Origin of the sequence: Blautia sp. 2227st1_G12_2227SCRN_220401, assembly GCF_039062885.1 — a bacterium.
Lineage (GTDB): Bacteria > Bacillota > Clostridia > Lachnospirales > Lachnospiraceae > Blautia_A > Blautia_A fusiformis.
On the sequence record NZ_JBCLNI010000013.1, the window covers coordinates 63,219 to 87,637 of the forward strand.

At 44.9% G+C, this 24,419-nt stretch carries 20 protein-coding genes and 1 pseudogene; 15 read left to right on the forward strand and 6 right to left on the reverse strand.

Annotated elements, in window-relative coordinates; genetic code table 11:
* Positions 1-2: 2 nt before the first annotated feature.
* Genes nikC through ABCM67_RS08565 form a run of 6 tightly spaced genes read left to right on the forward strand, consistent with a single transcriptional unit; the run spans position 3 to position 5,688 of the window.
* Positions 3-866 carry a nickel transporter permease gene (gene nikC / locus ABCM67_RS08540; protein WP_021650926.1) on the forward strand — a complete coding sequence of 288 codons (864 nt, stop codon included), beginning with the start codon at positions 3-5 and terminating at the stop codon, positions 864-866.
* Positions 847-1,638 (forward strand): ABC transporter ATP-binding protein, encoded by a 792-nt coding sequence (locus ABCM67_RS08545; protein WP_021650927.1) that lies wholly within the window; start codon positions 847-849, stop codon positions 1,636-1,638. The genes nikC and ABCM67_RS08545 overlap by 20 nt, the downstream gene beginning before the upstream one ends.
* A 9-nt stretch (positions 1,639-1,647) precedes the next feature.
* Positions 1,648-2,586: an ABC transporter ATP-binding protein gene (locus ABCM67_RS08550; protein ID WP_059086421.1), complete on the forward strand. Its 939-nt coding sequence runs from the start codon at positions 1,648-1,650 to the stop codon at positions 2,584-2,586.
* 29 nt (positions 2,587-2,615) lie between these two features.
* Positions 2,616-4,184, forward strand: a complete 1,569-nt coding sequence (locus ABCM67_RS08555; protein WP_059086944.1) for a nickel ABC transporter substrate-binding protein — start codon at positions 2,616-2,618, stop codon at positions 4,182-4,184.
* Positions 4,185-4,187: 3 nt separating this feature from the next.
* Positions 4,188-4,940, forward strand: a complete 753-nt coding sequence (locus ABCM67_RS08560) for a class I SAM-dependent methyltransferase (RefSeq protein WP_059086420.1) — start codon at positions 4,188-4,190, stop codon at positions 4,938-4,940.
* Between the two features lies 1 nt (position 4,941).
* Positions 4,942-5,688: a class I SAM-dependent methyltransferase gene (locus ABCM67_RS08565; RefSeq protein ID WP_059086419.1), complete on the forward strand. Its 747-nt coding sequence runs from the start codon at positions 4,942-4,944 to the stop codon at positions 5,686-5,688.
* 11 nt (positions 5,689-5,699) lie between these two features.
* On the opposite strand, the gene ABCM67_RS08570 is transcribed toward ABCM67_RS08565, so the two are convergent.
* The gene (locus tag ABCM67_RS08570) at positions 5,700-6,473 is read right to left on the reverse strand and encodes an alpha/beta hydrolase (protein ID WP_110925807.1); all 774 of its coding nucleotides are present in this window, start codon (positions 6,471-6,473) and stop codon (positions 5,700-5,702) included.
* Positions 6,474-6,677: 204 nt separating this feature from the next.
* On the opposite strand from ABCM67_RS08570, the gene ABCM67_RS08575 reads away from it, so the two are divergent.
* From ABCM67_RS08575 to ABCM67_RS08590, 4 genes are all read left to right on the forward strand, one after another.
* Positions 6,678-7,553, forward strand: a complete 876-nt coding sequence (locus ABCM67_RS08575; RefSeq protein ID WP_059086418.1) for an FKBP-type peptidyl-prolyl cis-trans isomerase — start codon at positions 6,678-6,680, stop codon at positions 7,551-7,553.
* A gap of 74 nt (positions 7,554-7,627) precedes the next feature.
* The gene (locus tag ABCM67_RS08580; RefSeq protein ID WP_059086417.1) at positions 7,628-9,022 is read left to right on the forward strand and encodes a hypothetical protein; all 1,395 of its coding nucleotides are present in this window, start codon (positions 7,628-7,630) and stop codon (positions 9,020-9,022) included.
* A 90-nt stretch (positions 9,023-9,112) separates the two neighbouring features.
* A complete protein-coding gene (locus tag ABCM67_RS08585) occupies positions 9,113-10,117 on the forward strand; it encodes a U32 family peptidase (protein WP_059086942.1) in 1,005 nt (334 codons plus the stop codon).
* 237 nt (positions 10,118-10,354) lie between these two features.
* Positions 10,355-10,837 (forward strand): GNAT family N-acetyltransferase, encoded by a 483-nt coding sequence (locus ABCM67_RS08590; RefSeq protein ID WP_021650238.1) that lies wholly within the window; start codon positions 10,355-10,357, stop codon positions 10,835-10,837.
* A 118-nt stretch (positions 10,838-10,955) separates the two neighbouring features.
* Here ABCM67_RS08590 and ABCM67_RS08595 read toward each other — a convergent pair whose 3' ends face one another.
* Positions 10,956-11,975, reverse strand: coding sequence for a LacI family DNA-binding transcriptional regulator (locus ABCM67_RS08595; RefSeq protein ID WP_059086416.1), 1,020 nt, complete (start codon positions 11,973-11,975; stop codon positions 10,956-10,958).
* A 394-nt stretch (positions 11,976-12,369) separates the two neighbouring features.
* Between ABCM67_RS08595 and malQ the strand changes: the two genes are divergently transcribed.
* On the forward strand, positions 12,370-13,878 hold the full coding sequence (gene malQ / locus ABCM67_RS08600; protein ID WP_015526658.1) for a 4-alpha-glucanotransferase: 1,509 nt from the start codon (positions 12,370-12,372) through the stop codon (positions 13,876-13,878).
* Between the two features lie 276 nt (positions 13,879-14,154).
* Positions 14,155-14,784 carry a metal-dependent hydrolase gene (locus tag ABCM67_RS08605; RefSeq protein WP_059086415.1) on the forward strand — a complete coding sequence of 210 codons (630 nt, stop codon included), beginning with the start codon at positions 14,155-14,157 and terminating at the stop codon, positions 14,782-14,784.
* A 164-nt stretch (positions 14,785-14,948) separates the two neighbouring features.
* On the opposite strand, the gene sstT is transcribed toward ABCM67_RS08605, so the two are convergent.
* The gene (sstT, locus tag ABCM67_RS08610) at positions 14,949-16,157 is read right to left on the reverse strand and encodes a serine/threonine transporter SstT (RefSeq protein WP_059086414.1); all 1,209 of its coding nucleotides are present in this window, start codon (positions 16,155-16,157) and stop codon (positions 14,949-14,951) included.
* A 235-nt stretch (positions 16,158-16,392) separates the two neighbouring features.
* The gene (locus tag ABCM67_RS08615; protein ID WP_059086413.1) at positions 16,393-17,748 is read right to left on the reverse strand and encodes an MATE family efflux transporter; all 1,356 of its coding nucleotides are present in this window, start codon (positions 17,746-17,748) and stop codon (positions 16,393-16,395) included.
* A 238-nt stretch (positions 17,749-17,986) separates the two neighbouring features.
* On the opposite strand from ABCM67_RS08615, the pseudogene ABCM67_RS08620 reads away from it, so the two are divergent.
* Positions 17,987-19,141: pseudogene (locus ABCM67_RS08620) on the forward strand (FprA family A-type flavoprotein); the annotation flags it as partial.
* Positions 19,142-19,247: 106 nt separating this feature from the next.
* Here ABCM67_RS08620 and ABCM67_RS08625 read toward each other — a convergent pair.
* Positions 19,248-21,083, reverse strand: a complete 1,836-nt coding sequence (locus ABCM67_RS08625; protein WP_059086411.1) for an amylosucrase — start codon at positions 21,081-21,083, stop codon at positions 19,248-19,250.
* Positions 21,084-21,244: 161 nt separating this feature from the next.
* Complete coding sequence (locus ABCM67_RS08630; protein ID WP_059086410.1) at positions 21,245-22,273, reverse strand: substrate-binding domain-containing protein; 1,029 nt, start codon at positions 22,271-22,273, stop codon at positions 21,245-21,247.
* 297 nt (positions 22,274-22,570) lie between these two features.
* Here ABCM67_RS08630 and ABCM67_RS08635 point away from each other — a divergent pair, with 297 nt between their 5' ends.
* Together ABCM67_RS08635 and ABCM67_RS08640 are read left to right on the forward strand one after the other, a co-directional pair.
* Positions 22,571-23,509, forward strand: a complete 939-nt coding sequence (locus ABCM67_RS08635; RefSeq protein ID WP_015526649.1) for an ABC transporter permease subunit — start codon at positions 22,571-22,573, stop codon at positions 23,507-23,509.
* 11 nt (positions 23,510-23,520) lie between these two features.
* On the forward strand, positions 23,521-24,417 hold the full coding sequence (locus ABCM67_RS08640) for a carbohydrate ABC transporter permease (RefSeq protein WP_015526648.1): 897 nt from the start codon (positions 23,521-23,523) through the stop codon (positions 24,415-24,417).
* The last annotated feature ends 2 nt before the right edge of the window (positions 24,418-24,419 follow it).

The window sequence follows — 24,419 nt, forward strand, 5'->3', positions numbered from 1 at the left end:
GAATGGGAAGCAGAAGAAAGCAGAAAACAGAAAAAAGCATGATCCAGAATCTGTACTGGAAACAGGTATTCCGGTCACCGAAAACAAAAATAGGATTGATGGTGGTCATAATTTTTGCATTGGCAGCTATTTTTGCACCTGTATTAGCGCCGCATGATCCACTGCTTGTGGATGTTTCGATAAAATTAAAGAATCCGTCGGCGGCATATCCTTTAGGTACTGATCAGCTGGGACGATGTATTTTATCAAGACTTCTCTGGGGTAGCCGGTATTCACTGAGCTATAGCTTTACGGTGCTTCTGATCACTGTATGTGTCGGGGTGCCGATCGGACTGTTTGCCGGATATGTAGGTGGAAAAATCGATTCCATAATTATGAGGATTATTGATGTATTTATGGCTATGCCGGTCTTTATTGTGGCACTTGCCATTGCAGGAACCGTAGGAGCCAGCGGCGCTCATCTGATCCTGTCCTTATCGGTCGTATCCTGGGCAGAATATGCAAGGCTTGCCCGAGCATTGACACTTCAGGAAAAAAATAAAAATTATATGACCGCACTAAAAGCCGGTGGCTGCGGCCACGCAAGGATCATATTTAGGCATGTATTGAGAAATATCCTGCCATCTGTGATCGCACTGGCAACAATGGAAATCGGTTCGATCATTCTGTCAATTGCCGGTTTTTCCTTTATCGGCCTTGGTGTGCAGGCACCGACACCGGAATGGGGGATCATGCTCAGTGACAGTAGAAGTTATATTCAGACTTATCCAAGACTGATGTTTTATCCGGGCATACTGATCATGATCATTGTTCTGGCATTTAATTATTTGGGGGAGGGAATACAGAATGGAACAGCCCAAAAATGATGTCCTAAAGGTAAAAAGACTACATGTGGAGTTTCAGACATCTCACGGAATGGTTCATGCAGTAAAAGATGTCAGCCTGGAAGTAAAACGCGGAAGGATCCATGCTCTGGTGGGAGAAAGCGGAAGCGGCAAGTCAGTTACCTCTCTGACGATCATGAATCTGCTTGCAGGAAATGGAAAGGTGATATCCGGAGATGTGACACTGAACGAAAAGAGTCTTCTGAAGTTATCAGGAAAAGAAAAACGACAGTTATACGGAGACAGGATCGGAATGATCTTTCAGGATCCGACCGCTGCTCTCGATCCGCTCTTTACAGTTGAACAACTGCTTCTGGAAGGACTGAGAAAACATCGCAGAATGAGCAAAAAACAGGCAAGGGAAGCAGCGTTGGAAAGTCTGCGGATGATGAATCTGCGTGATCCGGAAGAACTGATGAAGAAAAAACCTTACGAATTGTCTGGTGGTATGTGCCAACGTGTTATGATCGCCATTGCCATGTCCATGAAACCGGATTATCTGATCGCAGATGAGCCGACGACAGCCTTGGATGTAACCGTACAGAAGCAGATCCTGGAAGAAATCTATCAGCTATCCAGGAAAGAAAATCTGGGCGTGTTATTTATTACGCATGATCTGGGTGTGGTGGCAGAGATCGCAGATGATGTTTCGATCATGAAAGACGGCGAAATAGTGGAAAACGGAACGGTTGAAGAGATCTTTTATCATCCGCAGCATTCATATACAAAAAAACTGTTGGATGCAGTTTTATAGGGGAAAAGTATGAGTACGTTACTAAAGACAGAACATTTAAAAAAATATTATGGCAAGAAAAAAATTGTGAAGGCAGTGGATGATGTAAGTCTGGAAATCCATGCAGGATCATCCATGGCCCTGATCGGTGAAAGTGGAAGTGGTAAAACTACATTCGGAAAGCTGATCGCCGGCCTGGAGAAACCTACAGATGGAAAATTCTGGTTTCAGGGACAGGAAATGCAGGATTTGTCTGAAAAGCAGTTTCGTCCATATCGCAAGAATCTTCAGATGGTCTTTCAAAGCAGCAGCGGGGTATTTGATCCTGGTTATACCATTGGAGAAAATATTCTGGAAATTTTGAAATTACATGAAAAACTGCAAGAGGGTGAGTATGAAGAGCGAGTAAAGGAGGCTTTGATCCAGACGGGGCTTGATCCGGATATCCGCAACCGTTATGTTGGACAGATTTCAGGAGGTCAGTGTCAGAGAGCTAATATTGCGAGAGCATTGGTATTAAGACCGGAACTTGTGATCTGTGATGAACCGGTATCCAGTCTGGATTATTCCATACGAAAGCAGATCCTGCATCTGTTAAATGAGCTGCAGGAAAAATATGAGATGACCTATTTACTGATCACTCACGATCTGTCCAATGTTCCATATCTCTGCAAAGAGGTGGCTATTATGTATCAGGGACGCGTGGTCGAGTTTATCGATCATACGGACAGCTTAAAGGAGACTGCCGTGCATCCTTATACAAAAGATCTGTTTGATTCTATTCCGGTAAAAGAACCGAAAATGCGAAGAATCGGATCGCAGGAAAAGAAAATATTTTCAGATACCATTCCGGAACAGGGCTGCCCATACCAGAACCGGTGCAGAAGATGTACAAATATATGCAGAGAGCATATACCGGAATTGACAGAAATTGAAACAGGACATTTTGCGGCATGTCATATGTTGTAAAATATAAAACAAACAAAGGAGAGGAAGAAATGAAGAAAAGACGTGTAGCAAAACTGATAGCATTGAGCATGGTGGCGGCAACTTTACTGACAGGTGTCAATGTACAGGCAAAAGAGGAAAAAGTAGTTACGGCAATGACATCCATTGATCTGACTCCTGAACTTTGTGACCCTATAAAAAGTGGTCCGGACTTTCGTCTTTATGAAATGATCTATGATCCACTGGTGCGTTATGGAGAAAATGGAGAAATTAAACCGGCATTGGCAGAATCTTGGGATATCAGCAAAGATGGCACAACCTATACGTTTCATTTAAGAAAAGATGTGAAATTCTCAGACGGTACAGTGTTTAATGCAGACAATGTGATGTGGAATTATAACAGATGGGTGGAACAGGATGTGACCGGTAACTTTTCAGCCAAACTGGAAAATGTTACAAAGGTAGATGATTATACTGTAGAATTTAAGTTCGCAGAACCATGCTATACCCTGCTGATCGAATTCAGCTATCCAAGACCATTCCGTTTCACCTGTGAAAGTGCACTGGATGAAGACGGAGAATTTTGTCAGGAAGTGGGTACCGGAATGTGGATGATCGACAGTTATGAAAGCGGTCAGGAGGTTGTCCTGGTACCAAATCCTAATTATTACGGTGAGAAACCAAATATTGATAAAGTAGTTCTGAAACAGGTGGTAGACGGTGATGCCAGAGTGATGGCACTTCAGAGTGGAGAGGCAGATCTGAATCTTCAGGATATTCCATCCGAAAGCTTCAGTATTATCCAGGCAGATAAAAATTTATCGACAGAACAGCAGGTTTCCACACTTTCTTACTATTTGATCGAAAATTATGATACACCGGCGCTTCAGGATGTAAACGTACGTCAGGCACTGAATTATGCAACAAATAAAGAAAGCATTGTAAATGATCTGCTGGATGGTTACGGCAATCCGGCAACCGGACTTATGTCTTCGACAGTTCCTTATGTAACAGAAGAAAACAGCAAGGGCTATCCATATGATCCGGATAAAGCAAAGGAACTGTTAAAGGAAGCAGGATATGAGGATACAGATGGAGATGGTATTGTAGAAAAAGACGGAGAACCACTGAGCCTCAGACTGGTATTCCAGACTGAAGAATATGCTTCATGGAAATCTCTTTGTGAATTCCTGAAATCTGAATATGAGAAGGTTGGTGTAGGTATTGAACTGGTAGAAAAAGAATCCGCAGCTTACTATGATGAGATCTGGAACACCAGAGATTATGATCTGTGCATTTACCGCAGCTATGAAGATTCCTGGATGCCTCATGGATTCCTGAAATCAATGTTCTATGCGGAAGATGGAGCAAAGGCAGTAAACTGGTACGATGAGGAGCTGAACAAAGATCTCGGAGAAGTATTAAAGACACAGGATGAAGAAAAGCGGACGGAATTATACGATAAGATCCTCACACGTATCAATGATCAGGCAGTAACAGTGCCGCTGTATTATCCGAACCGTGATTATATCTATAACAATACCAGACTGACCAATGTAGAGCTTGCACCGACTGCCTATGAAGGCATTAACTGGGCAACACTGGATGTAGTGGAGTAAAAAATGTTTGAAAAGATCGAGAATAAATGGACAGAAGATTCCGGTGATTATGATGATATGATCCAAAAACAATTGAGTAACAAAAGAACGGTATCTTACTGGACAAAAGAATTGAAAAGACTTCTTGGACCTGAGCCCCTTCGTATTTTAGAAGTGGGCTGCGGCCCGGGTTTTATGAGCATCATAGCAGCGCGTCTGGGACATGATGTAAAAGCGATCGATGGTTCATCAGGAATGGTAGAAAAAGCCAGAAGGAATATGCGGCAGTATCATCAGCAGGTGGAAATCTGTGAGGAAGATGGTGTAACTTTGCCATTGGAACAGGAACAAAGCTATGATGTGATACTTTCCAGAGATGCGGTGTGGACATTATATGATCCGGAAAAAGCTTTTAGGCGCTGGAAGGCGGTATTAAAACCAGGTGGAAGGATCATTTATTTTGATGGGGATTATCGTACCATTGAACCCACGTTAAAAAATAAGATTCGTATGAAAATTGCTGATTTTCTTATTTATGTTACAGAAAGAAAAACATATGGATCTGACGTGAAGGAAAACAGCGGAATTTATGAAAAGCTGCCATTTACATCGCAGAAGCGTCCGGAAGCGGACTTTCAGATATTAAAGAAGGTACGCTTTGCCAGGATCCAGATCAGAGAGAACCGCTGGTTAAACAGACCATGGACGATGGATTTCTGGAAATACGGATATCAGGGAAAAAAATTTATTGTAGTAGCCACAAAGAAGGAGAAGTGACATGCAAAACGATAAGATCAAAGAGTACTGGGAAGGAGAAGCCGGCATTTACAGCGAAGGGATCAAGGCAGAACTGAAAAGTGAAACAGCAGAAAACTGGAAGAATCTGATTCTGGAGTATGCGCCGGAAAAAGAACATCTGGAAGTACTGGACGTAGGCTGCGGGCCGGGATTTTTTGAAATTATGCTGGGAAAAGAAGGACATCATGTGACCGGGATCGATATTACTGAAAATATGATCCATGAAGCAAAGGAAAATGTAAAGGCAGCAGGTTTATCCGCAGATCTGATGACTATGGACTGCCACAATCTGAATTTCCCGGATGAGACATTTGATATGGTTATCTGCAGAAATATCACATGGACGCTGGACGATCCACAGAAGGCTTACAAGGAGTGGCTGCGTGTACTGAAAAAAGGCGGACGTCTTTTGGTATCGGACGCCTGCTGGTATCTGCATCTTTATGATGAAGAAAAGAAAAAGATTTACGAGGCACATGATGCTGCTATGTGGGAAAAATATGGAAGAGGTATCCATGCTCATGAAGATGCGGAAACAGGGAAAGAGCTCAGCAGTAAGCTGTTTATGAGTGATAAAAAGCGTCCGGCATGGGATTTGGATTACATGATGGAGATCGGCTTTTCCAAAGTGTTTGCCCTGAAGGACATCAGTGATATTTCCAGAACTTCCATGGAACGTGAGCTGAACAAGCTGACACCTCAGTTTTTAGTGGGTGGAGAAAAATAAGCGGACCGGCGTTAAATAAAACGCTGGACCCGCTCCATTGTGGTTTTTAGAATAAAGATATCCGTCAGTACATCACCGGTTTCCAGAGAATGGTTGGCGTTTTGGGTGAGAAAGAGAGGTACATCTTTCTGCGCTGCCAGTTCCCGGATGGAATTGGTTTCGGCCCAGGGATCTGCGGTGCCGTGGAAGGCGATGCTTCCGGCAAGTGGGAAGGAAAAGGTCTCTGCAAGAGGCGTGAACAGGATGCTTTTTACAGTCAGATCGTGTCGGGAAGCATAGGCTGAGGAGATGACTGTACCAATGCTTTTGGAAATAAACAGAATGCTGCCATAGGAATTCCAGTCGATGCTGCCTAAGGAGCGTTCTGTTTGTTCCAGGGCAAGGTCAAAGGCCTGTTTCATTTTTTCAGGATCTCCTTTGACATTTTCCGGGAGGGTGCCATAGGATACAGTGCGGATTTTGTAACCGTGTTTGCTGGCAAGGCGGCTGGTATAGTACAGAAGCGGCTTGTCGGCAGTGTATCCGATGCCCGGAAAAACAACTGCTAATTTCGGGGCATTTTTATCTGCTCCGGCTGTATGAGCGGAAACTTTTGCATAGAGCATCTGCAGTTGAAGCTTTTCCTGAAGTTCCTTTAAGGTAATGGAGATCGTACAGGAATCGGATGGAAGATAATCATAATCAGTAACAACGCCGTCCTCTTCCATGGAATAAACAATGTGTGAGGAACCCATGAGCTCCATGTCTTCTTCAATATCTGAAAGTAATTCTTCGTATGATTTCATTTTAATTCAAACCTTCTTATTTAAAAAATCGTTTATTTTTACAGATTCTTCTATTATACTGGATTCATTGAATGACAGCAAGAGGTTACTGTTCACTGGCAATGTCCCGCGAGGTGTTTTTGTGAGAGAAGTTAAACCTTGCTTTTATCCTGCCTGCACGATATACTAATATAATACATATCTGATTAATGGAGGGTTTTACAAATGAAAATTGCAGCAACATACGACAACGGAAATATTTTCCAGCATTTTGGAAAAACGGAGTTTTTCAAGGTGTACGAGGTAGAGGATAACAAGGTTGTTTCCAGTGAAGTGATCAGCTCCAATGGCACCGGACATGGTGCACTTGCAGGACTTCTTGCAGAGCAGGGAATCAGCGTTCTGATCTGTGGAGGAATCGGCGGCGGAGCACAGAGTGCACTTGCTGAGGCTGGCATTGAGTTATGTTCCGGAGCACAGGGAGATGCAGACACAGCTGTGGATGCTTATCTGAAGGGCGAGCTGGTATCCACAGGTGTGAATTGTGATCATCACCATCATGAGGATGGACATTCCTGCGGAAGCCATGAGAATGGACACTCCTGCGGCGGTCATGAAGACGGACATTCCTGCGGAGGCTGTGGCGGAGGATGTGGTTCCCAGCCATCTATCACAGGCCCTAATGTCGGAAAAACCTGCCGTACACATTACAGAGGAACCTTTAATGACGGAACACAGTTCGATTCTTCCTATGACCGTGGCGAGCCACTGGAATTCATCTGCGGAGCAGGACAGATGATCAAAGGCTTTGATACGGCAGTTGCAAACATGGAGGTTGGCCAGGTGGTAGATGTTCATCTGATGCCTGAGGAAGCTTACGGTATGCCGAATCCGGATGCGATTTTTACACTTGAGATCGAACAGCTTCCGGGTGCTGAGGATCTTACTGTAGGACAGCAGGTATACCTCTCCAATCAGTATGGTCAGCCGTTCCCGGTTAAAGTTAACGCAAAAGATGAAAAAACCATTACTTTCGATGCTAATCATGAGATGGCAGGTAAAGAGCTGAATTTCAGAATTGAATTAGTAGAAGTGAAATAAGAAGGAACAGTGGGAGGTGCTGTATGGGAGCATATGGCATCTCCTTTTTTGTCTGAAGGGAGGAAGCTTTCCTTATGAGGATCGCTATGATACCATTTGGATTACTATCCGGTTTTATGGACAGCAAAGAAATCCGGATCACAGAGCTGGGTGAAGATGGATTTCGATTTCGGCTGGCAGAGGAATGCCCGGAACCGGAGCAGTTTCTGATCTGTTTTTACGATATGAAAAAAGCCGGGTACAGGAGAGTGGAGATCCGGAGGTTTGGGATGAGTGCAGCAGAGGAGCAATGCCTGCAGGATCAACAGCCAGTTGAAAAGAAAACCGGAAAATATTTTTACAGGGAATATTCTGTGAGAGTGGAACAGAAGGATTATGTACAGGAGGTTCGGCGTCTGGCCGGAGAGTACAACCGATATATCCGTCTGAAGCTGGATGGAGACGATGGAGAGCTGGCGAAATCACTGACCGGTTATCCTGCGGAGCTGGATGAGATGCACTGCAGGAGTCTGGAAGAACAGAAGAGACAGTGGTTTTTCAGAGAGGGTGAAAAGGCTTCCGGAAATCCACAGGATACAATGGGTGAAGAAGAATTAAAGCTTTTGGATAATACAGAGTTTGCCCTGGAATTAAACTGCACTTCCCTGTATGAAGAATATCTGCGCCAGCCGCTGCAGGCTTTTCTGGCGTCTTACTGGCAGAAGAATTATCTCACTCACAGTTATTTTGCAGGCCGGACACCGGACAGATTTTATATTGGAAATCAGTTCTGCCATAATCTGTTTCCGACAGAAGAGCAGCTTTTTTCTATCATGGATAAAATGTATTCGGAGGGATCAGAGATCACACTGGTATTTTCTTATATCCGGGAATTTATGCTTTCGTCTGTGGGAAAGCTTCTGGAAAAGGTGGATAACTGGTGCTGTATTCATGGGTTGAATGTGGAAATCGTAGTCAATGACTGGGCCATGATGGAAATGCTCTGTGGAAAAAAATCTCGCCTGCGTCCTGTTCTGGGGACATTGCTCAATAAACGAAAAAAGGATCCGCGAATGAAATATAAATCCGGTGATACCTTATTATTTCAGCAAAACAGCCTGAATGCGGGGTTTTATCGGGATTTTCTGGCTGAAGAATTTCATATCCACAGATACGAATGGGAGTCCTGCGGATATCCACAGGAGTTTCCGCCGGGAAAAAACAGTCTGCATCTGCCTTTTTATCAGACAAACACTTCGCAGTACTGTCCATTGTATGCTTTGTGCACCACTGGGGATCGTGGTACACAGCAGCTTGCGGAGCACTGTCCGAAATTTTGTGAAAAATACGCACTGCTTTATCCGGAACATTTACACATGGCAGGGCGGTATAACTCCCTGTTTGGTGTGGATAAAACACTTCCGGAGTCAACGGAAATGTGGAAAAATATAAAAGGCACAAAGCCGGATCGCATTGTTGTTAATATATGACAGGTGATGAGCAGGCTTCGAAGGTGGATCGCGAATATCCGTTTGACAAAAATACATTGCGGAAAAAAGGAACAGGACATGGAGAACAGTATGAAAATAACAGCCGGGTTAGGCTCCATAGATGAATATGAACGTTTCGTGCAGGCAGGAGCAGATGAATTTTTCTGTGGCTATGTACCCTTTTCCTGGGCGGAAAAATACGGCACAGTAATGCCGTTAAATCGCAGGGAGGTTCTCTGCTGTAATGTTCAGCTTGGAGCATACAGTGAGCTGGAGATCCTTTCCCGGATGGTAAAAAAATATAAAAAGCCGGTGCATCTCACCTTCAATTCCCTGTATTATCTTCCGGAACAGTATCCGGAGATCGGAGATATCATAGAAAAGTGCATGGGAATTGGATTTCGAAGCTATATCATTGCAGATCCGGCGCTTCTTGTTTATCTGAAAAACAGGGGGATTTCCTGTGAGATCCATCTCAGCGGAGAGACAGGGGAAGTGAACAGCGAAATGCTGAAGATGTTCCGGCGCTTTCCTCTGAAGAGATTGATCTTTCATCGGAAAAACACGTTCCGGGATATGCAGTCTGTTATTGCATCTCAGAGAGAAGTGGAAAAACAGGCCGGGATCCGACCGGAGGCGGGAATGGAGTTCGAGGCCTTTGTGCTGAATGAAATGTGCCAGTTTACGGGAGCATTCTGTAATTCTCTTCACTGTGATGAGATGGGATATCTTTGCAGGGTGTCCTATTGGCTTGGAACTGTACGGAATGGTGATGCTGTTCCGGAAAAAATAATGGCTCTTCAGGAGCAGGCGTGGGATCAGGAACCGGATCTGAAAGCATATGATGAATTCGGATATCTTTGTGGTGAGACAGGCTGTGGACTGTGTGCACTGTATCAGCTGAAGCAGGCAGGGATCACGCATCTGAAGCTGGTTGGCCGGGGAAACTATGTGGATCACATGGAAAAAGATATCCGGAATTTGCGAAAAGCGTTGGAAATTCTGGACGCTGCAGAAAATGAGAGGGAATTTCAGTATACATTAAAACGGACAGTGTTTCCGGCGGGGTGTAGCGGAAGATGTTATTATCAGTAACAAAAAGGGAAGCTTTTTTGAGTTAGAATAAATGATAAATGGGATGAAAACCAGAATCAGGAAAAGACATGGTGCAGATTGCAGATTTGACGGTCCTGGGAAAAAGCTATTTCCGGATTATTTGGGATCAATGGCGTGTGTCCTTCCTGAGTTCAGAGATCATTACATTTGCTGTGATCCTGATACTGGCGAGATCCGGGCGGAAAAAGAATGTATTTTCAGGAGAAAGGATATAAAATGAATTTCGAGCGTGTAAAAAGAGAAGAAGCAGATACAGTTCTGAAGCTGTACCGTTCATTGCTGGGGACGCCCTATTGTGTGTGGACAGAGGAGTATCCTTCAGAAAAAGAAGTGGAATTTGATCTTTCCAGAGATGCGTTGTTCTGTATGCGGGACGATGCGGGAAATATCGCAGGTGTGATCTCCATTGATGATGATCCAAATGTGGAATGTCTCACATGCTGGTCAGAAACCATGGTGCCGTCAGCGGAGGTCTCCCGGGTGGGAGTATGTCAGGAATTCCAGAATCAGGGGATTGCCGGGAAACTTCTTAAGGGTGTGATGGAAGAACTGAAGAAGCGGGGCTATAAAGCTGTACATCTTCTTGTTGCGAAGGACAATGTAAAAGCACTCCGTTCTTATGATAAGCTGAATTTTGAGAACGTGGGAGAGTGTGAACTCTGGGGACATATGTACTGGTGTTATGAGAAAGCATTATAAAAAATGAAAAACAGGTATCTTTTTGCCGGGCGGTAGATCGACCACCAATGTCAGATCGATAAGTGGTGGTCAATACACAGTCAGCAGAGAAGATACCTGTTTTTTGTTTGAAAGCAGATCAGATCCTCCGGCAGCTGTCCCTTTCGATCAGCTGGTGAGGTACAATGATCTTTGTGGCTGGAAGGCTCGGATTTTCGATATGACTGATCATCTGCGTGGCTGCTTCCATTCCAAGCTGCCCGGAGTTAATATCAATGGAGGTCAGCTGAGGCGAAGTCAGTCTGGCAAAAAGTGAGTTGTTAAAGGAAAGAATAGACAGATCCTCCGGTATGGAGATATCTGCTTCTATACAGATCCGCTCCAGGGAAAGCGCCAGAATATCATCACTGACAAGCACAGCTGTAGGGCGCTCCTCACTTAAAAGCAGCTTTCGAAGCTCCTGAAACTCATTCTGGGAAGCGGCAGGAACCTCTATACAGTATTCGGGCTGTACGGTTAATCCGTGGCTGATCAGCGCAGTCATGTAGCCGGTTTTGCGGTCTGCGGAAAAGACCAGGGAATTATCTACACCCAGATAAGCGATCTTCCGGTGGCCCAGAGCATAAAGATACTCCGTTGCCTCCTGTCCGGCCAGAAGGTTGTCATTATCGATATAGATCGTATGATTGGTGTATTGTGCCGGTTTTCCGATCAGGATATAGAGAAGTCCTTCACTGAAAAGAAAATCAATAACAGAATCATTCACACGGGAATAAAGAACAATAAATCCGTCAACCTTACCGCTTCTGGACATGGAACGTACTGCGTTAAGGATCTCTTCTTCATTCTGACCGGTAACAATGGTGCTGATATACTGATGTGCGTTACAGTAGTGGCTGATCCCCCGGATCGTCTCAAGGTAAAAGGAATTCTCGTATGTCTCCTTTGGGGATGGAGGCAGGATGATACCGATGGAGCGGGAAATCTGTGCTGCCAGGTTGCTGGCCTGGAAATTCGGCTCATAGCCAAGCTCCGCCATGGCTCTGCGTACACGTTCCTTGGTTTCTTCACTGATAGATGGATTATTTTTGCAGGTTCTGGAAACGGTGGACGGGGATACCCCGGCCAGAGCTGCCACATCTTTGATGGTTACTGCCATAAATTTGCCTCCTCACGGATATGCCGGATCAAAGCGGAAGTATGCCTCTGATCCGGCTTTTTTTATCTCAGTCTGATAGAGATATTGTAGTTCATAACAAGGATACTGTCAAACATATTGCACGGAAAATTGCATGAAATTGCGTAAAAACAGATGCACAGAAAATCAGGTAGTGAGATGCAGACAGATTCTGTTTGACATAATGAAAAACTGCACAAAATCAGGATGTAAAAATTGTAAGAAAGGTAGAAAAGACAAAAACGCATTGCACTTCATGCAAAATGGACGTATAATTTACGCAAACGATTGCGTAGATTATATGAATATGTATCCGTGAGAGGATAATAGATAAGATGCTCTGAGATGCAGGGCTCAACATAAGGAGAGAAAAGATATGGATAAAAGAGCAGCCGGCATTTTGATGCCGATCACAAGCCTGCCGTCAGAGTACGGCATCGGATGTTTTTCAAAGAGTGCCTATGATTTTGTGGACTGGCTGAAGGAAGCGGGACAGAGCTACTGGCAGATCCTCCCGCTGGGACCTACCAGTTACGGAGATTCTCCGTACCAGTCCTTCTCCACTTTTGCGGGAAATCCGTATTTTATCAGCCTGAAGGCACTGGTGGAGGAAGGCGTCCTTACAAAGGAGGACTGTGATAAGGTCAGCTGGGGAAGAAGAGCAGACAGCGTAGACTATGAAAAAATCTACAAAGGCCGTTACAAGCTTCTCCGCAAAGCTTACGAAAACAGCAACATCAGCGAGAATCCGGATTATCAGAAATTTGTTGCAGAAAACAGCTGGTGGCTTTCCGACTATGCACTTTTTATGGCAGTAAAGGATCAGTTCGGCGGTGTTGAGTGGACAAAATGGGCAGAGGATATCCGCCTTCGCTGGGCAAATGCCATGGACTACTATCGCAGAGAATTATATTTTGATATTGAATTCCAGCAGTATATGCAGTTCAAATTCTATGAGCAGTGGATGAAACTGAAAAAATATGCCAACGAAAAAGGCATTCAGATCATCGGAGATATCCCGATCTATGTAGCTATGGACAGTGCAGATACCTGGGCTCATCCGGAACTTTTCCAGCTGGATGAGGAGAATGTGCCGGTGGCTGTAGCCGGATGCCCGCCGGACGGTTTTTCCGCAACAGGACAGCTTTGGGGAAATCCACTGTACCGCTGGGATTACCACAGAAATACAGGATATCAGTGGTGGATTTCCAGACTGAGCTACGTATTCCGCCTTTATGACGTGGTAAGGATCGATCATTTCCGTGGCTTTGACGAGTATTTTTCCATTCCATACGGTGCAGAAAATGCCATTGGCGGTCACTGGGAAAAAGGTCCCGGGATCGATTTGTTCCGCAAAGTGGAGCAGGCCCTTGGCTGGAAGCAGGTCATTGCGGAGGATCTTGGCTATGTGACAGATTCCGTGCGTCAGCTTGTCCATGACAGTGGATTCCCGGGAATGAAGGTCCTGGAGTTTGCGTTTGATTCCAGAGATTCCGGTTGTGCCAACGATTATCTTCCGCACAACTATCCGGAGAACAGTGTGGCATACACAGGAACCCATGATAATGAGACCATCGCCGGATGGTGGAAGAGCATTATGGCAAAAGAGCGTAAGCTTGCCAGGGATTATCTCTGTGATAACTATACACCGGATAAAGAGCTGCATAAATGCTTTATCAGCCTGGTTATGAGAAGCAGTGCAAAGCTCTGTGTGATCCCTATGCAGGATTATATGGGCCTGGATAACAGCTGCAGAATGAACCAGCCTTCCACAGTAGGAAAGAACTGGAAGTGGAGGATCCGCAAAAGGGAGCTGACTGTGAAGCTTCAGAAAGAGATCCAAGGTATTGCACTTCGCTACGGACGTATGAACTGGTCTGATTAAAAGAGAGATCCAAGAGACATATTCCATTTAAACGGGACGTGAAAGAAAGTAGAAAGATTTTAGATAGAATCGTAATTTTTTATGTGATATAATGCTGTTTCGTGGAGGCAGCTGTCAGTAAAAGGTAAGGCTGACAGCTGCCTTATTGTATTTTTAGATCTGCGGTAAATGATAAAGTGATACATTTATATATGCAGAAGATCAGAAGAGAGTGTCTGATCTGTAGCAGTGGATAATCCTGAATAACGGAAGATTTTTTACAATAAGGGGAGAATTATGACAGGAAAAACACACGCGGCAGTCGGACTCGGAACAGTGCTGGCAGTTACACAGCCCTCTACGGTTTCCGGTCTGGTACTTGCGGCAGGAACAGGAATGCTTGGAGCATTGATCAGCGACATTGATGTAGGAACCTCCAAATCCCATAAGGATGCGAACCGGATCACGCTGATCGCGGTACTGCTTGTGGCAGCAGAGATCGCATTGAATTATTTTTATGATTTTTCTATCTGGGAAAAGGTCCGCAATAACCAGTCTATGGCGCCGGTTGCCATGGGAGTTATTATTTTTATTGCAGTCTGCGCCTTTGGAAAAAATCAGCCGCACCGGTCATTTATGCATTCGATCATGGCTATGGCCATTTTAAGTGCAGCCATATCCATGGTGTCCGTGAAGCTGGTCCTTTATTTTGTGGTTGGATTCGCATCACATCTGGTGCTGGACTGCTTTAACCGGAAACGGGTACGGATCCTGTATCCGCTGCCGGGCGGCATTGCGCTGGATTTCTGTAAGGCAGGAGGCTTTGTGGATTCCCTGCTTTTTAAGCTTGGATCTGTAGCTGTGATCTTTGAAATCGTATATCTGGCTGTGCAGATGGGAGAGAACTGGAAGCTTTTTCGAATGTAGAGGATGTTTTATTTACCGATTACGGATAATTTTATATGGGGCAGATATTGTTAAGCCAAAAAAGGAGCAGATTTTCCAAATACGGAAGATCTACTCTTTTTAACCGAATCAAGGGAGTTCCCTGTTTCAATTACGAATATCCGCCTGACGGTTTATAAGTGTGATCATTTATTCTTTCTGATCCTGCAGGCGCATGCTGTGTAAAGTACGTCTGTGGAAGAGTTCAGTGCTGTCTCACAGGAATCCTGGATCACGCCTACGATGAAACCGACACCAACTACCTGCATGGCAACATCATTGGGGATTCCGAAAAGGCTGCAGGCCATCGGGATCAGAAGAAGAGAACCGCCGGCAACTCCGGAAGCACCAGCCGCACTTGCAGCAGCCAGGATGCAGAGGATCAGAGCGGTCGGGAAGTCTACGCTGATACCGAGTGTATGTGCAGCTGCCAGAGCCATGATGGAAATGGTGATCGCTGCACCACCCATGTTGATGGTCGCACCAAGAGGGATGGAGATGGAGTAGGTATCCTCATCAAGTCCGAGATCCTTGCACAGCTCCATGTTTACCGGAATGTTGGCGGCAGAGCTTCTTGTGAAGAATGCTGTGATACCACTGTCCTTCAGGCAGCGCAGAACCAGCGGATATGGATTCCGGCGTGTGCAGATGAAAGTAATGATCGGGTTGATCACCAGTGCGACAAAGAGCATGGTTCCCACCAGTACACAGATCAGACGGCCATAGCTTAACAGTACACTAAGTCCCTGCTCGGAGATGGTTGTGAAGATCAGGCCCATGATACCAAATGGAGCAAGGCTGATGATCCATCTTACGGCTGTGGAGGTTGCATCGGAAATGTTTTCGATGACAGTCTTGGTAGTTTCACTTGCGGCCTTCAGTGCGATACCGAAGATGATGGCCCATGCAAGGATACCGATATAGTTGGCGTTGACAAGTGCGTCAACCGGGTTGGAAACAATGTTCATCAGAAGGTTTTTGAGGACCTCTGCAACACCGCTTGGCGGAGTGACGTCGGAAGTATTTGTACTTTCGGAAAAAGTCAGCATGATCGGGAACAGGCGGCTGGAGATCACAGCTGCCAGTGCTGAGAGTATATTTCCCAGAAGATAAAGTACAACAACGAATTTCATGTTTGTTTTCTGGCCTTTTCCCATGTGGCACAGAGAGCTCATTACCAGGAAGAACACCAGAAGCGGAGCAATTCCACGAAGAGCACCGACGAACAGATCACCGAGAATGGAGATCACAGATGCCTGAGGGATCGCAAGTCCGAGAATGATACCAACGATCAGACCACAGATGATGCGCTTGATCAGGTTGATGCTGTTCCATTTTTGAATCAGTTTTTTCATAACTAGTTTCCTCTTTCCTATTGTGTGAGTGTGCTAAAAAAATGCTGAGCCGCAAAGCAACGATCCAGTGTAAAGGGCGGATCGTTCTAAGCCGGTATTACTGCATCGCGTAAAAGCACAACAGGATAATTATATACAATTATGTCCGCCTTGTAAAGACAAATGTACATAAAACGCGAGAAAGATATAAAAAGCGCCAGATCAATGCTTCGTCTGGCGCTATATATTTGAAGTATCAGGTCCGAATTTTCCGGAAGCTTACAGCAAAGAACAGAACCTCCGCAAAGCCTGTAATTCCCCATGAGAAAATATACAGGAGATAAAGTGAGGAAATGGTTTGGAAGTGTGCGAACACCGTATAGAACCAGATGACACGGAATACACAGGATCCCAGAATGATGATGATGGTCGGTGGGATACTTTTTCCGATGCCACGGGAAGCGGCGATACTGCAATCCATAAAACAGCTGAAGGCATAGCTGAAGCCCATGATCCGGATCCTCTCCATGCCGGCATCGATGACTGCCGGTTCTGTGGCAAACAGTGACAGAAACTGCGGACCGAAAACAAGAAGCAGTCCACCAAGGATCGCGCCTGCGATGAAGGCATAGGTAAGGCTGATCCCATAAGTTTTCAGCATACGTTTTTTATTTCCGGCACCCCAGTTCTGACCGATGAAGCTTGCGCATGCAGTATAGAAAGCAAACATGACGTTGTAGATCAGAGAGTCTGCATTTGCGGCAGCGGCATTTCCGGAAACCGTGACTGCATCGAAGGAGTTGACACCGGCCTGTACGAACAGATTTGCAATGGCAAAAATCCCATTCTGCAGACCTGTGGGAATACCAAGAAGCAGTACTGCTTTACAGGCCTTCGGGTGAAGACGGAGCTTACGCAGGGATACCCTGCATTCGTCTTTTCTCCGAAGGAGGTGGATCATTACCAGCGCTGCGGAGATATACAGTGCGATCGCGCTGGCAGTTGCCACACCTGCGGCGGCCATATGACAGACGATAACGAAAAACAGGTTCAGAAGAACGTTGATCACTCCGGCAATGGAAAGATAGATCAGCGGTCGCTTCGTATCGCCGCGGGCACTTAATACGCCGTTACCGAAATTGTATACAGCCATGGCCGGCATACCCAGAGCATAAATCTTCATATATAAAACAGCCTGGTCCATCAGCTCCGGTTTCGTATTCATCATGGACAGCATCTGTCCGGAAAACAGAAGACAGACGACACAGACCAGAAGTCCTGCGATGGCACAGAGAAGAAGAGATGTATGAATCGTTTCTTCGGTACCTTTTCTGTTTTCGGCACCCAGCTCGTGTGCTACACGAACATTGACTCCGGCGCCCATGCCGATCAGGATTCCGGTAAATAAAGTGACCAGCAGAGTTGTGGAACCCACAGCTCCAAGTGCCATGTAATCTGCAAATCGCCCTACAACCGCAACATCACTTAAATTAAAAAGAACCTCCAACACCTGGGACCCCATCAGGGGAAGGCTAAAGAGGAGGATATTTTTCCAGAGAGAGCCGGAGGTCATCTCAATGGAAGACGTTTTCTTTTTTTCATTTTCACACATAGTTTACCTCATAAAAATTATAAAAAATTCCTTCATCCAAGGTATACAATACTATGTTGGAATAGGTTTGTAAAGAGGGGAAAATAGTTCTTTTACCAGGCGCAGAGGTTTGTTTTTATTTATAGATTCTACATTGATTTCAGTACGAACAATGATATAATAAATGAGAGCAATAAGAAAGTATTTTCAGAAATATTGGAAATATAAAATACAGCAGACCAAGGAGGAACTCAATACAATGAAAATCGGAAATGATATTTATTATGTAGGAGTAAACGATCATCAGGTAGACCTGTTTGAGGGACAGTATGTAGTGCCAAACGGAATGTCCTACAACTCCTATGTGATCAAAGATGAGAAGATCGCAGTTATGGACACTGTAGATGCCGGCTTCACAGAAGAGTGGCTGGGAAAAGTTGCAGAGGTTCTGGATGGTGCGAAACCGGATTATCTTGTAGTCCAGCATATGGAGCCGGACCATGCAGCAAATATTGAGAATTTCATGAAAGCATACCCGGATACAACTGTTGTTGCCAACACAAAGACCTTTACCATGATGGAGAATTTCTTCCGTGGAATGGATCTGGAAGGAAAGAAACATATTGTAGCCAACGGTGACATCCTGACACTTGGAAAACACGTCCTTACCTTTGTATTTGCACCGATGGTTCACTGGCCGGAGGTTATGGTTACATATGACAGCACAGACAAAGTTCTGTTTTCCGCAGACGGCTTTGGCAAATTCGGAGCTCTTGATGTAGAAGAGGACTGGGACTGCGAAGCACGTCGCTACTATATCGGAATCGTCGGAAAATACGGTCCGCAGGTACAGAAGCTTCTCAAGGCAGCAGCAACTCTTGATATCCAGACCATCTGCCCGCTTCACGGACCGATCCTTACCGAAAATCTTGGACATTATTTGGAGAAATATGATATCTGGTCTTCTTATAAAGTAGAGAGTGAAGGAGTAATGATCGCCTACACATCTGTATACGGACATACAAAGAAAGCAGCAGAGCTTCTTGCACAGAAGCTGGAGGAAAAGGGCTGCCCGAAGGTTGTTGTCTGCGATCTTGCAAGAGAAGACATGGCAGAGGCAGTGGAGGATGCTTTCCGCTACGGCAAGCTGGTACTGGCCAGCATTACATACAACGGAGAAGCATTCCCGTTTATGCGTACATTCATCGAGAACCTGACAGAGCGTAATTACCAGAACCGCACCATCGGCCTCATTGAGAACGGAAGCTGGGCACCGACTGCAGCTAAAGTCATGAAAGGAATGTTCGAGAAGAGTAAAAATATCACATGGCTTGAGAACAATGTAAAGATCATGTCCTCCCTCAGCGATGAGAATGTGGCAGAGATCGATGCAATGGCAGAGGAGCTCTGCAAGTAATTTCTGAATACCAGAACAGCTTATAAAAAATAAAGATATAACATAATAAAAAGACGTGGACCCGTAAGACCACGTCTTTTTTATTTACCGAGCAACAGTTACGTTACATCCTCTTACACCACATAAATCCATAAGCCGGAAGCTCCACGTCCTTAAGCTCCAGTGTCTGGTCAGTGATCAGATCGCGGAAGGTTCCTTCCTCCTGCATCCAGGCAGTTTTTTCACTGTCACTGAAATTGAAGATTCCGATGAAACGTTCGTTTCCTTTCTGGCGGAGGATGCAGAGAATGCTGTCATCATGAACATCGTATGTATATACATCACAGTCCTTATCAAAAACAGATTCCTGGCTGCGGATCTGCTCCATGCGGCTAAGAGTCTGGAAGATCTGTCCCTCAACGGAGGATTTGGAGTTTCTTTTTTCGGCAAGCTCCCACTGGAAAGCACCACGGTGGATATAGCGGGAATCTGCAGCCTTATCCGGATCCTCTTTATAGGAATAATCATTGAGACGTCCGATTTCATCGGAGCTGTAAAGCATCGGGATCCCGGACTGGGTAAGCATATATGCGTGAAGCATCAGATCCTCGCGGATACCCCTTTTCAGCTTCTCGTCATCTTTTTCAAAAAGAGCAGCCTCGATCCCGCACATGGAAGCAGTAGTTCCGCAGAAACGAGCATCCTGAGTTACCGGGTCATCATTATAGAGCTCTCCGCGGCTGTCGCTTCCCGGGTGCTTTCCTGTAAAGAAATCATTCAGGTAACGCTTATGAGATGGCTCATCCATGCCCCAGTCTTTCAGAGTGGCGAAATCAAGTCCCCAGCCGATATCGTCATGGCAGCGGAGATAATTCAGGAAGGTGTACTGCTTCGGAAGGCTGTTTACAATATCCATCTGTTTTTTCAGAAGTCGGATATCACGAGTGGCAATGCTGTTCCAGGTTGTAGCCATGGTTGTTACATTGTAAAGCATATGGCATTCCGGTTTCTCTACGGTTCCGAAATAGGGAACAACCTTCTCCGGCTCCATAACGACCTCACCCAGAAGTACGACACTTGGGCAGACGATCTCGGCGATCATACGCATCATACGAACGATCGTATGCACCTGCTTCAGGTTACGGCAAGGAGTTCCCAGTTCCTTCCAGATATACGGAACCGCATCGATACGGATCACGTCCATTCCCTGGTTTGCAAGGAAGAGGAAGTTGTACATCATCTCATTGAAAACACGGGGATTGCCGTAGTTCAGATCCCACTGGTACGGATAAAAGGTAGTCATGACATAGTGACCGATATCCGGAAGCCAAGTAAAGTTCCCCGGAGCAGTGGTTGGGAATACCTGTGGTACGGTCTTTTCGTACTCGTCCGGGATCTCACGGTTGTTGTAGAAGAAGTAACGGCTCATATATTCGCCGTCACCCTGGCGTGCTTTTTTGGCCCACTCATGATCCTCGGAAGTGTGGTTCATAACAAAATCCATACACAGGTTCATTCCGTTTTTGTGGCATTTATCTGCAAGGGCAGCCAGGTCCTTCATAGTACCAAGGTCCGGGCGGACTTTGCGGAAGTCGGCTACTGCGTAACCACCGTCGGAACGGCCCTTCGGGGTATCCAGGAACGGCATTAGATGAAGGCAGTTCACGTTGCATTCCTTGAGATATGGAAGCTTGGCAGAAACTCCCTTGATGTTGCCGGCAAAATTGTCAATGTAGAGCATCATGCCAAGCATATCCTTCTGGCGGAACCAGTCCGGATTTTTTTCTCTTTCCAGGTCGCGGTTTTTGAGCGCGCGGCGGCGTGCTGTAAAATACTGGTACATCTGGTCGCAGAGCTCTGCAAACATATCGTCATTGTGATAAAGCTCTGTGTACAGCCATCGAAGCTCGTCGTGATGATGGTTTAAACGTTCCTGAAAAATTTCCTGATCTTTTTTCATGATTTCCTCCCTGAATAGATATTTATAGATGCCGGGAAACCTGTAAAATATTTCCCGGCGGTAATGGTTATCTGACATTTTTCCACAGAATTATAGCATGAAGTTTCCGGTACATGAATATACGGGTTGTTATGGAATATGGAAAAATGTTGTAAGTATTTTCAGTCTCCGGTTGTCTGTCGTCGTATCAGAACCGGAGTGATCTTTTTGTGGATCGGTTTTTGAAGCGGTGCCGGTTTTCTTTTCTTCATTTCGTTCATCTGTTCCACAAGCAGTTCCATGGTAGTCTGTGCGATCACATCAATCTGCTGTCCAATAGTAGTGATCGGAATGATGGACTCCGCAGCAATGGGTGAATTATCGAATCCGATGATCTGATATTCATCCGGCAGACAGTTGTATTTCTGGAAGATCAGATTGAGAAATATATTTGCGTAAGTATCATTGGATAAAAATATGCCTTTTTTCTGACCGGAATATTTACTGTCAATATCCTGAAAGATCACACGCATCTGTTCAAAAAGCTCCTGATAGGAATCACCGGAAACATTAAGGTTCAGTTCATAAGGAACATGATATTCCCGGCATGTTTCCTCAAAGGCACGGATACGGTCATAAGCCGGAATATTCTCAGGTACATGGACATTGATGTGGATCAGTACATCACACTGATTACGTATCAGCAGAGAAGTAGCCTGCATGCCGCCCATGTAATTGTCTGTTGTAACGCTGCATATATGTTCTGCTTCACGTTCAATGGCGATCACAGGAATATTATAGGAAGCCAGTTTTTCAGAGGAAAGAGTATGGCTGAGAACAATAAGTCCTTCAATCTTATAAGCCATCAGCTCGTCCAGATACTGCATTTCTTTCTCCGGGCCGCCATCACTGACAAAAACCAGAAATTTGTAATGATAATCGGAGTAACTTCGAAGAAGCTGTGTCAGCATTTCGGAATAATAATGAAGATAAAGGTTCGGGACAATGATCCCTACAAATTCGCTTTTTCCATTGGCAAGAACCCTGGCAAGCTTGTTTTTTCTGTAGCCGAGCTCATCAAGGGCTTTTGCGATCTTTTCCTGATTTTCCAGGGTCAGAGAATCCGGATGATTGAAATATCTGGAGATCGTAGTCTTGGAAAAACCAGTGTATTCTGCAATATCGGCAAATGTTACCTGTTTTTTAGCCATAAAAAAATAGTCTCCTTTTAACAGCAGAAAGTTATGGTACGGAATGCAGATGTGATCATATAAGAGAAATCTGCAGACCGTACAAGATAATTGGATTGATGTAATTAAGTATAACAATACAGACGTTAAATAGCAATAAAAAAATAACCAGTTAAGTTACCGGTAACTTTTCTTGAATAAATTAACAAAAAAGGTTGACAGAAGCTATGTCATATAGTAGTATCAAATTATAAAGTAACCGGTTACTTTACCGGTTACTAAACAAGAACGAAAGAACAAAAAAGGGAGGAAAAGAGAATGAAAAAAGGTTCTGCGAAAGCTGTTCCGGCAGGAAAAAGAACTGCTGCAGAAAAGCTTCAGTATGTGAAAAAGAACTGGCAGCTGTATGTGTTTTTTCTGCTGCCTGCACTTCTTCTGACGATCATCTTCAAATACGTGCCCATGGGTGGCGTACTGATCGCTTTTGAGGACTACAATGTCATTGATGGTGTATTTGGAAGCAAATGGGTAGGACTGGAATACTTCCGGAGATTTCTGGCATCACCGGATTTTATGAATTATCTTGTGAACACTCTGAAACTGAGTATTTACGGACTACTGTGGGGATTTCCGATTCCGATCATCCTGGCACTTCTTCTGAATCAGATCCGGAGAGCTGGGATCAGGAAAAAAATTCAGCTTCTGATCTATGCGCCGAATTTTATTTCCGTTATCGTACTCTGTGGTATGGTTCGTATGTTTCTTTCACCGGTAGGTCCGCTGAATAAACTGATCGGTTCCGATGCCAACTGGATGACTATGCCGGCAGCATTTCGTACCATTTACATAGCCAGCGGAATCTGGCAGACAGCCGGATGGGCATCCATTATGTATACTGCAGCACTTGCCAATGCAAGTAAGGATCTGGAAGAGGCAGCAGTGGTGGATGGTGCAAATATCCTGCAGCAGATCTGGTATGTACAGCTTCCGGCTATTAAAAACATCATTGTGATCCAGTTTATCCTTCAGGCCGGAAATATTATGAGCATTGGTTTTGAAAAAGCATATGCACTGCAGACAGATATGAACCTTCCTGCATCTGAGATTCTTTCTACTTATGTATACAGAATCGGTCTTCTGAATGGAGATTATGGATATTCTACAGCAGTGGGGCTGTTTAATTCAGTGATCAATGTAATTCTTTTGATCTTTGTAAACTGGGTAGTCAAGAAACTGAATGACGGAGAGGGATTATAGGAGGTGCTGTTATGGCAAAAGCAAAGAAAAAGAAATATTCGGCATCTGATAAAGCCATTTTAGGAATCGGATACGTACTTCTGGGTGCATTTGTACTTTCCATTCTGGTTCCGCTTTTATATGTTGTGATCGCATCCTTTATGGATCCGAATGTGCTGAACAGCCAGGGGATCAGCTTTGATGTGCGGAAGTGGACGATCGATGCGTACCGCAGAGTTCTTGAAAATAATATGATCTGGAGAGGCTTTGCAAACTCATTTTTTTATTCCCTGGTGTTTACCATTATTTCAGTTCTGGTAACTCTGCTGGCAGCATATCCAATGTCCAAGAAAGAATTTGTGGGAAGAAATTTCTTCAATGTTATTTTTCTCATTACCATGTTTTTCGGTGGAGGAATGATCCCGACTTTTATCCTGATCAATCAGTTGCATCTGGTAAATACAATCTGGGCAATCCTGCTTCCGGGTGCGTTTAATGTCTGGAACATGATCCTTGCCAGAACCTATTATCAGTCTATCCCCAAGGAACTCAGAGAGGCATCTGCCATTGACGGTGCCACGGAAATCGAGCATTTTTTCAAGATTATGATGCCGGTATGCAAACCGATCATCGCAGTGCTTGCACTGTGGTCCTTTGTAGGAATGTGGAACAGTTATTTTGACGCTATGATTTATTTGAATGATGCGAAACTGCAGCCATTGCAGCTGGTACTTCGTTCCATCCTTGTACAGAATACACCGCAGCCCGGAATGATCGCAGATATCCAGAGTACTGCACAGATGGCAAAGGTAGCGGAACTTCTGAAATATGCTACGATCATTGTATCAAGTTTACCGCTTCTGATCATGTATCCATTCTTCCAGAAATATTTTGACCAGGGCATTATGGTTGGTTCTGTAAAAGGCTGATG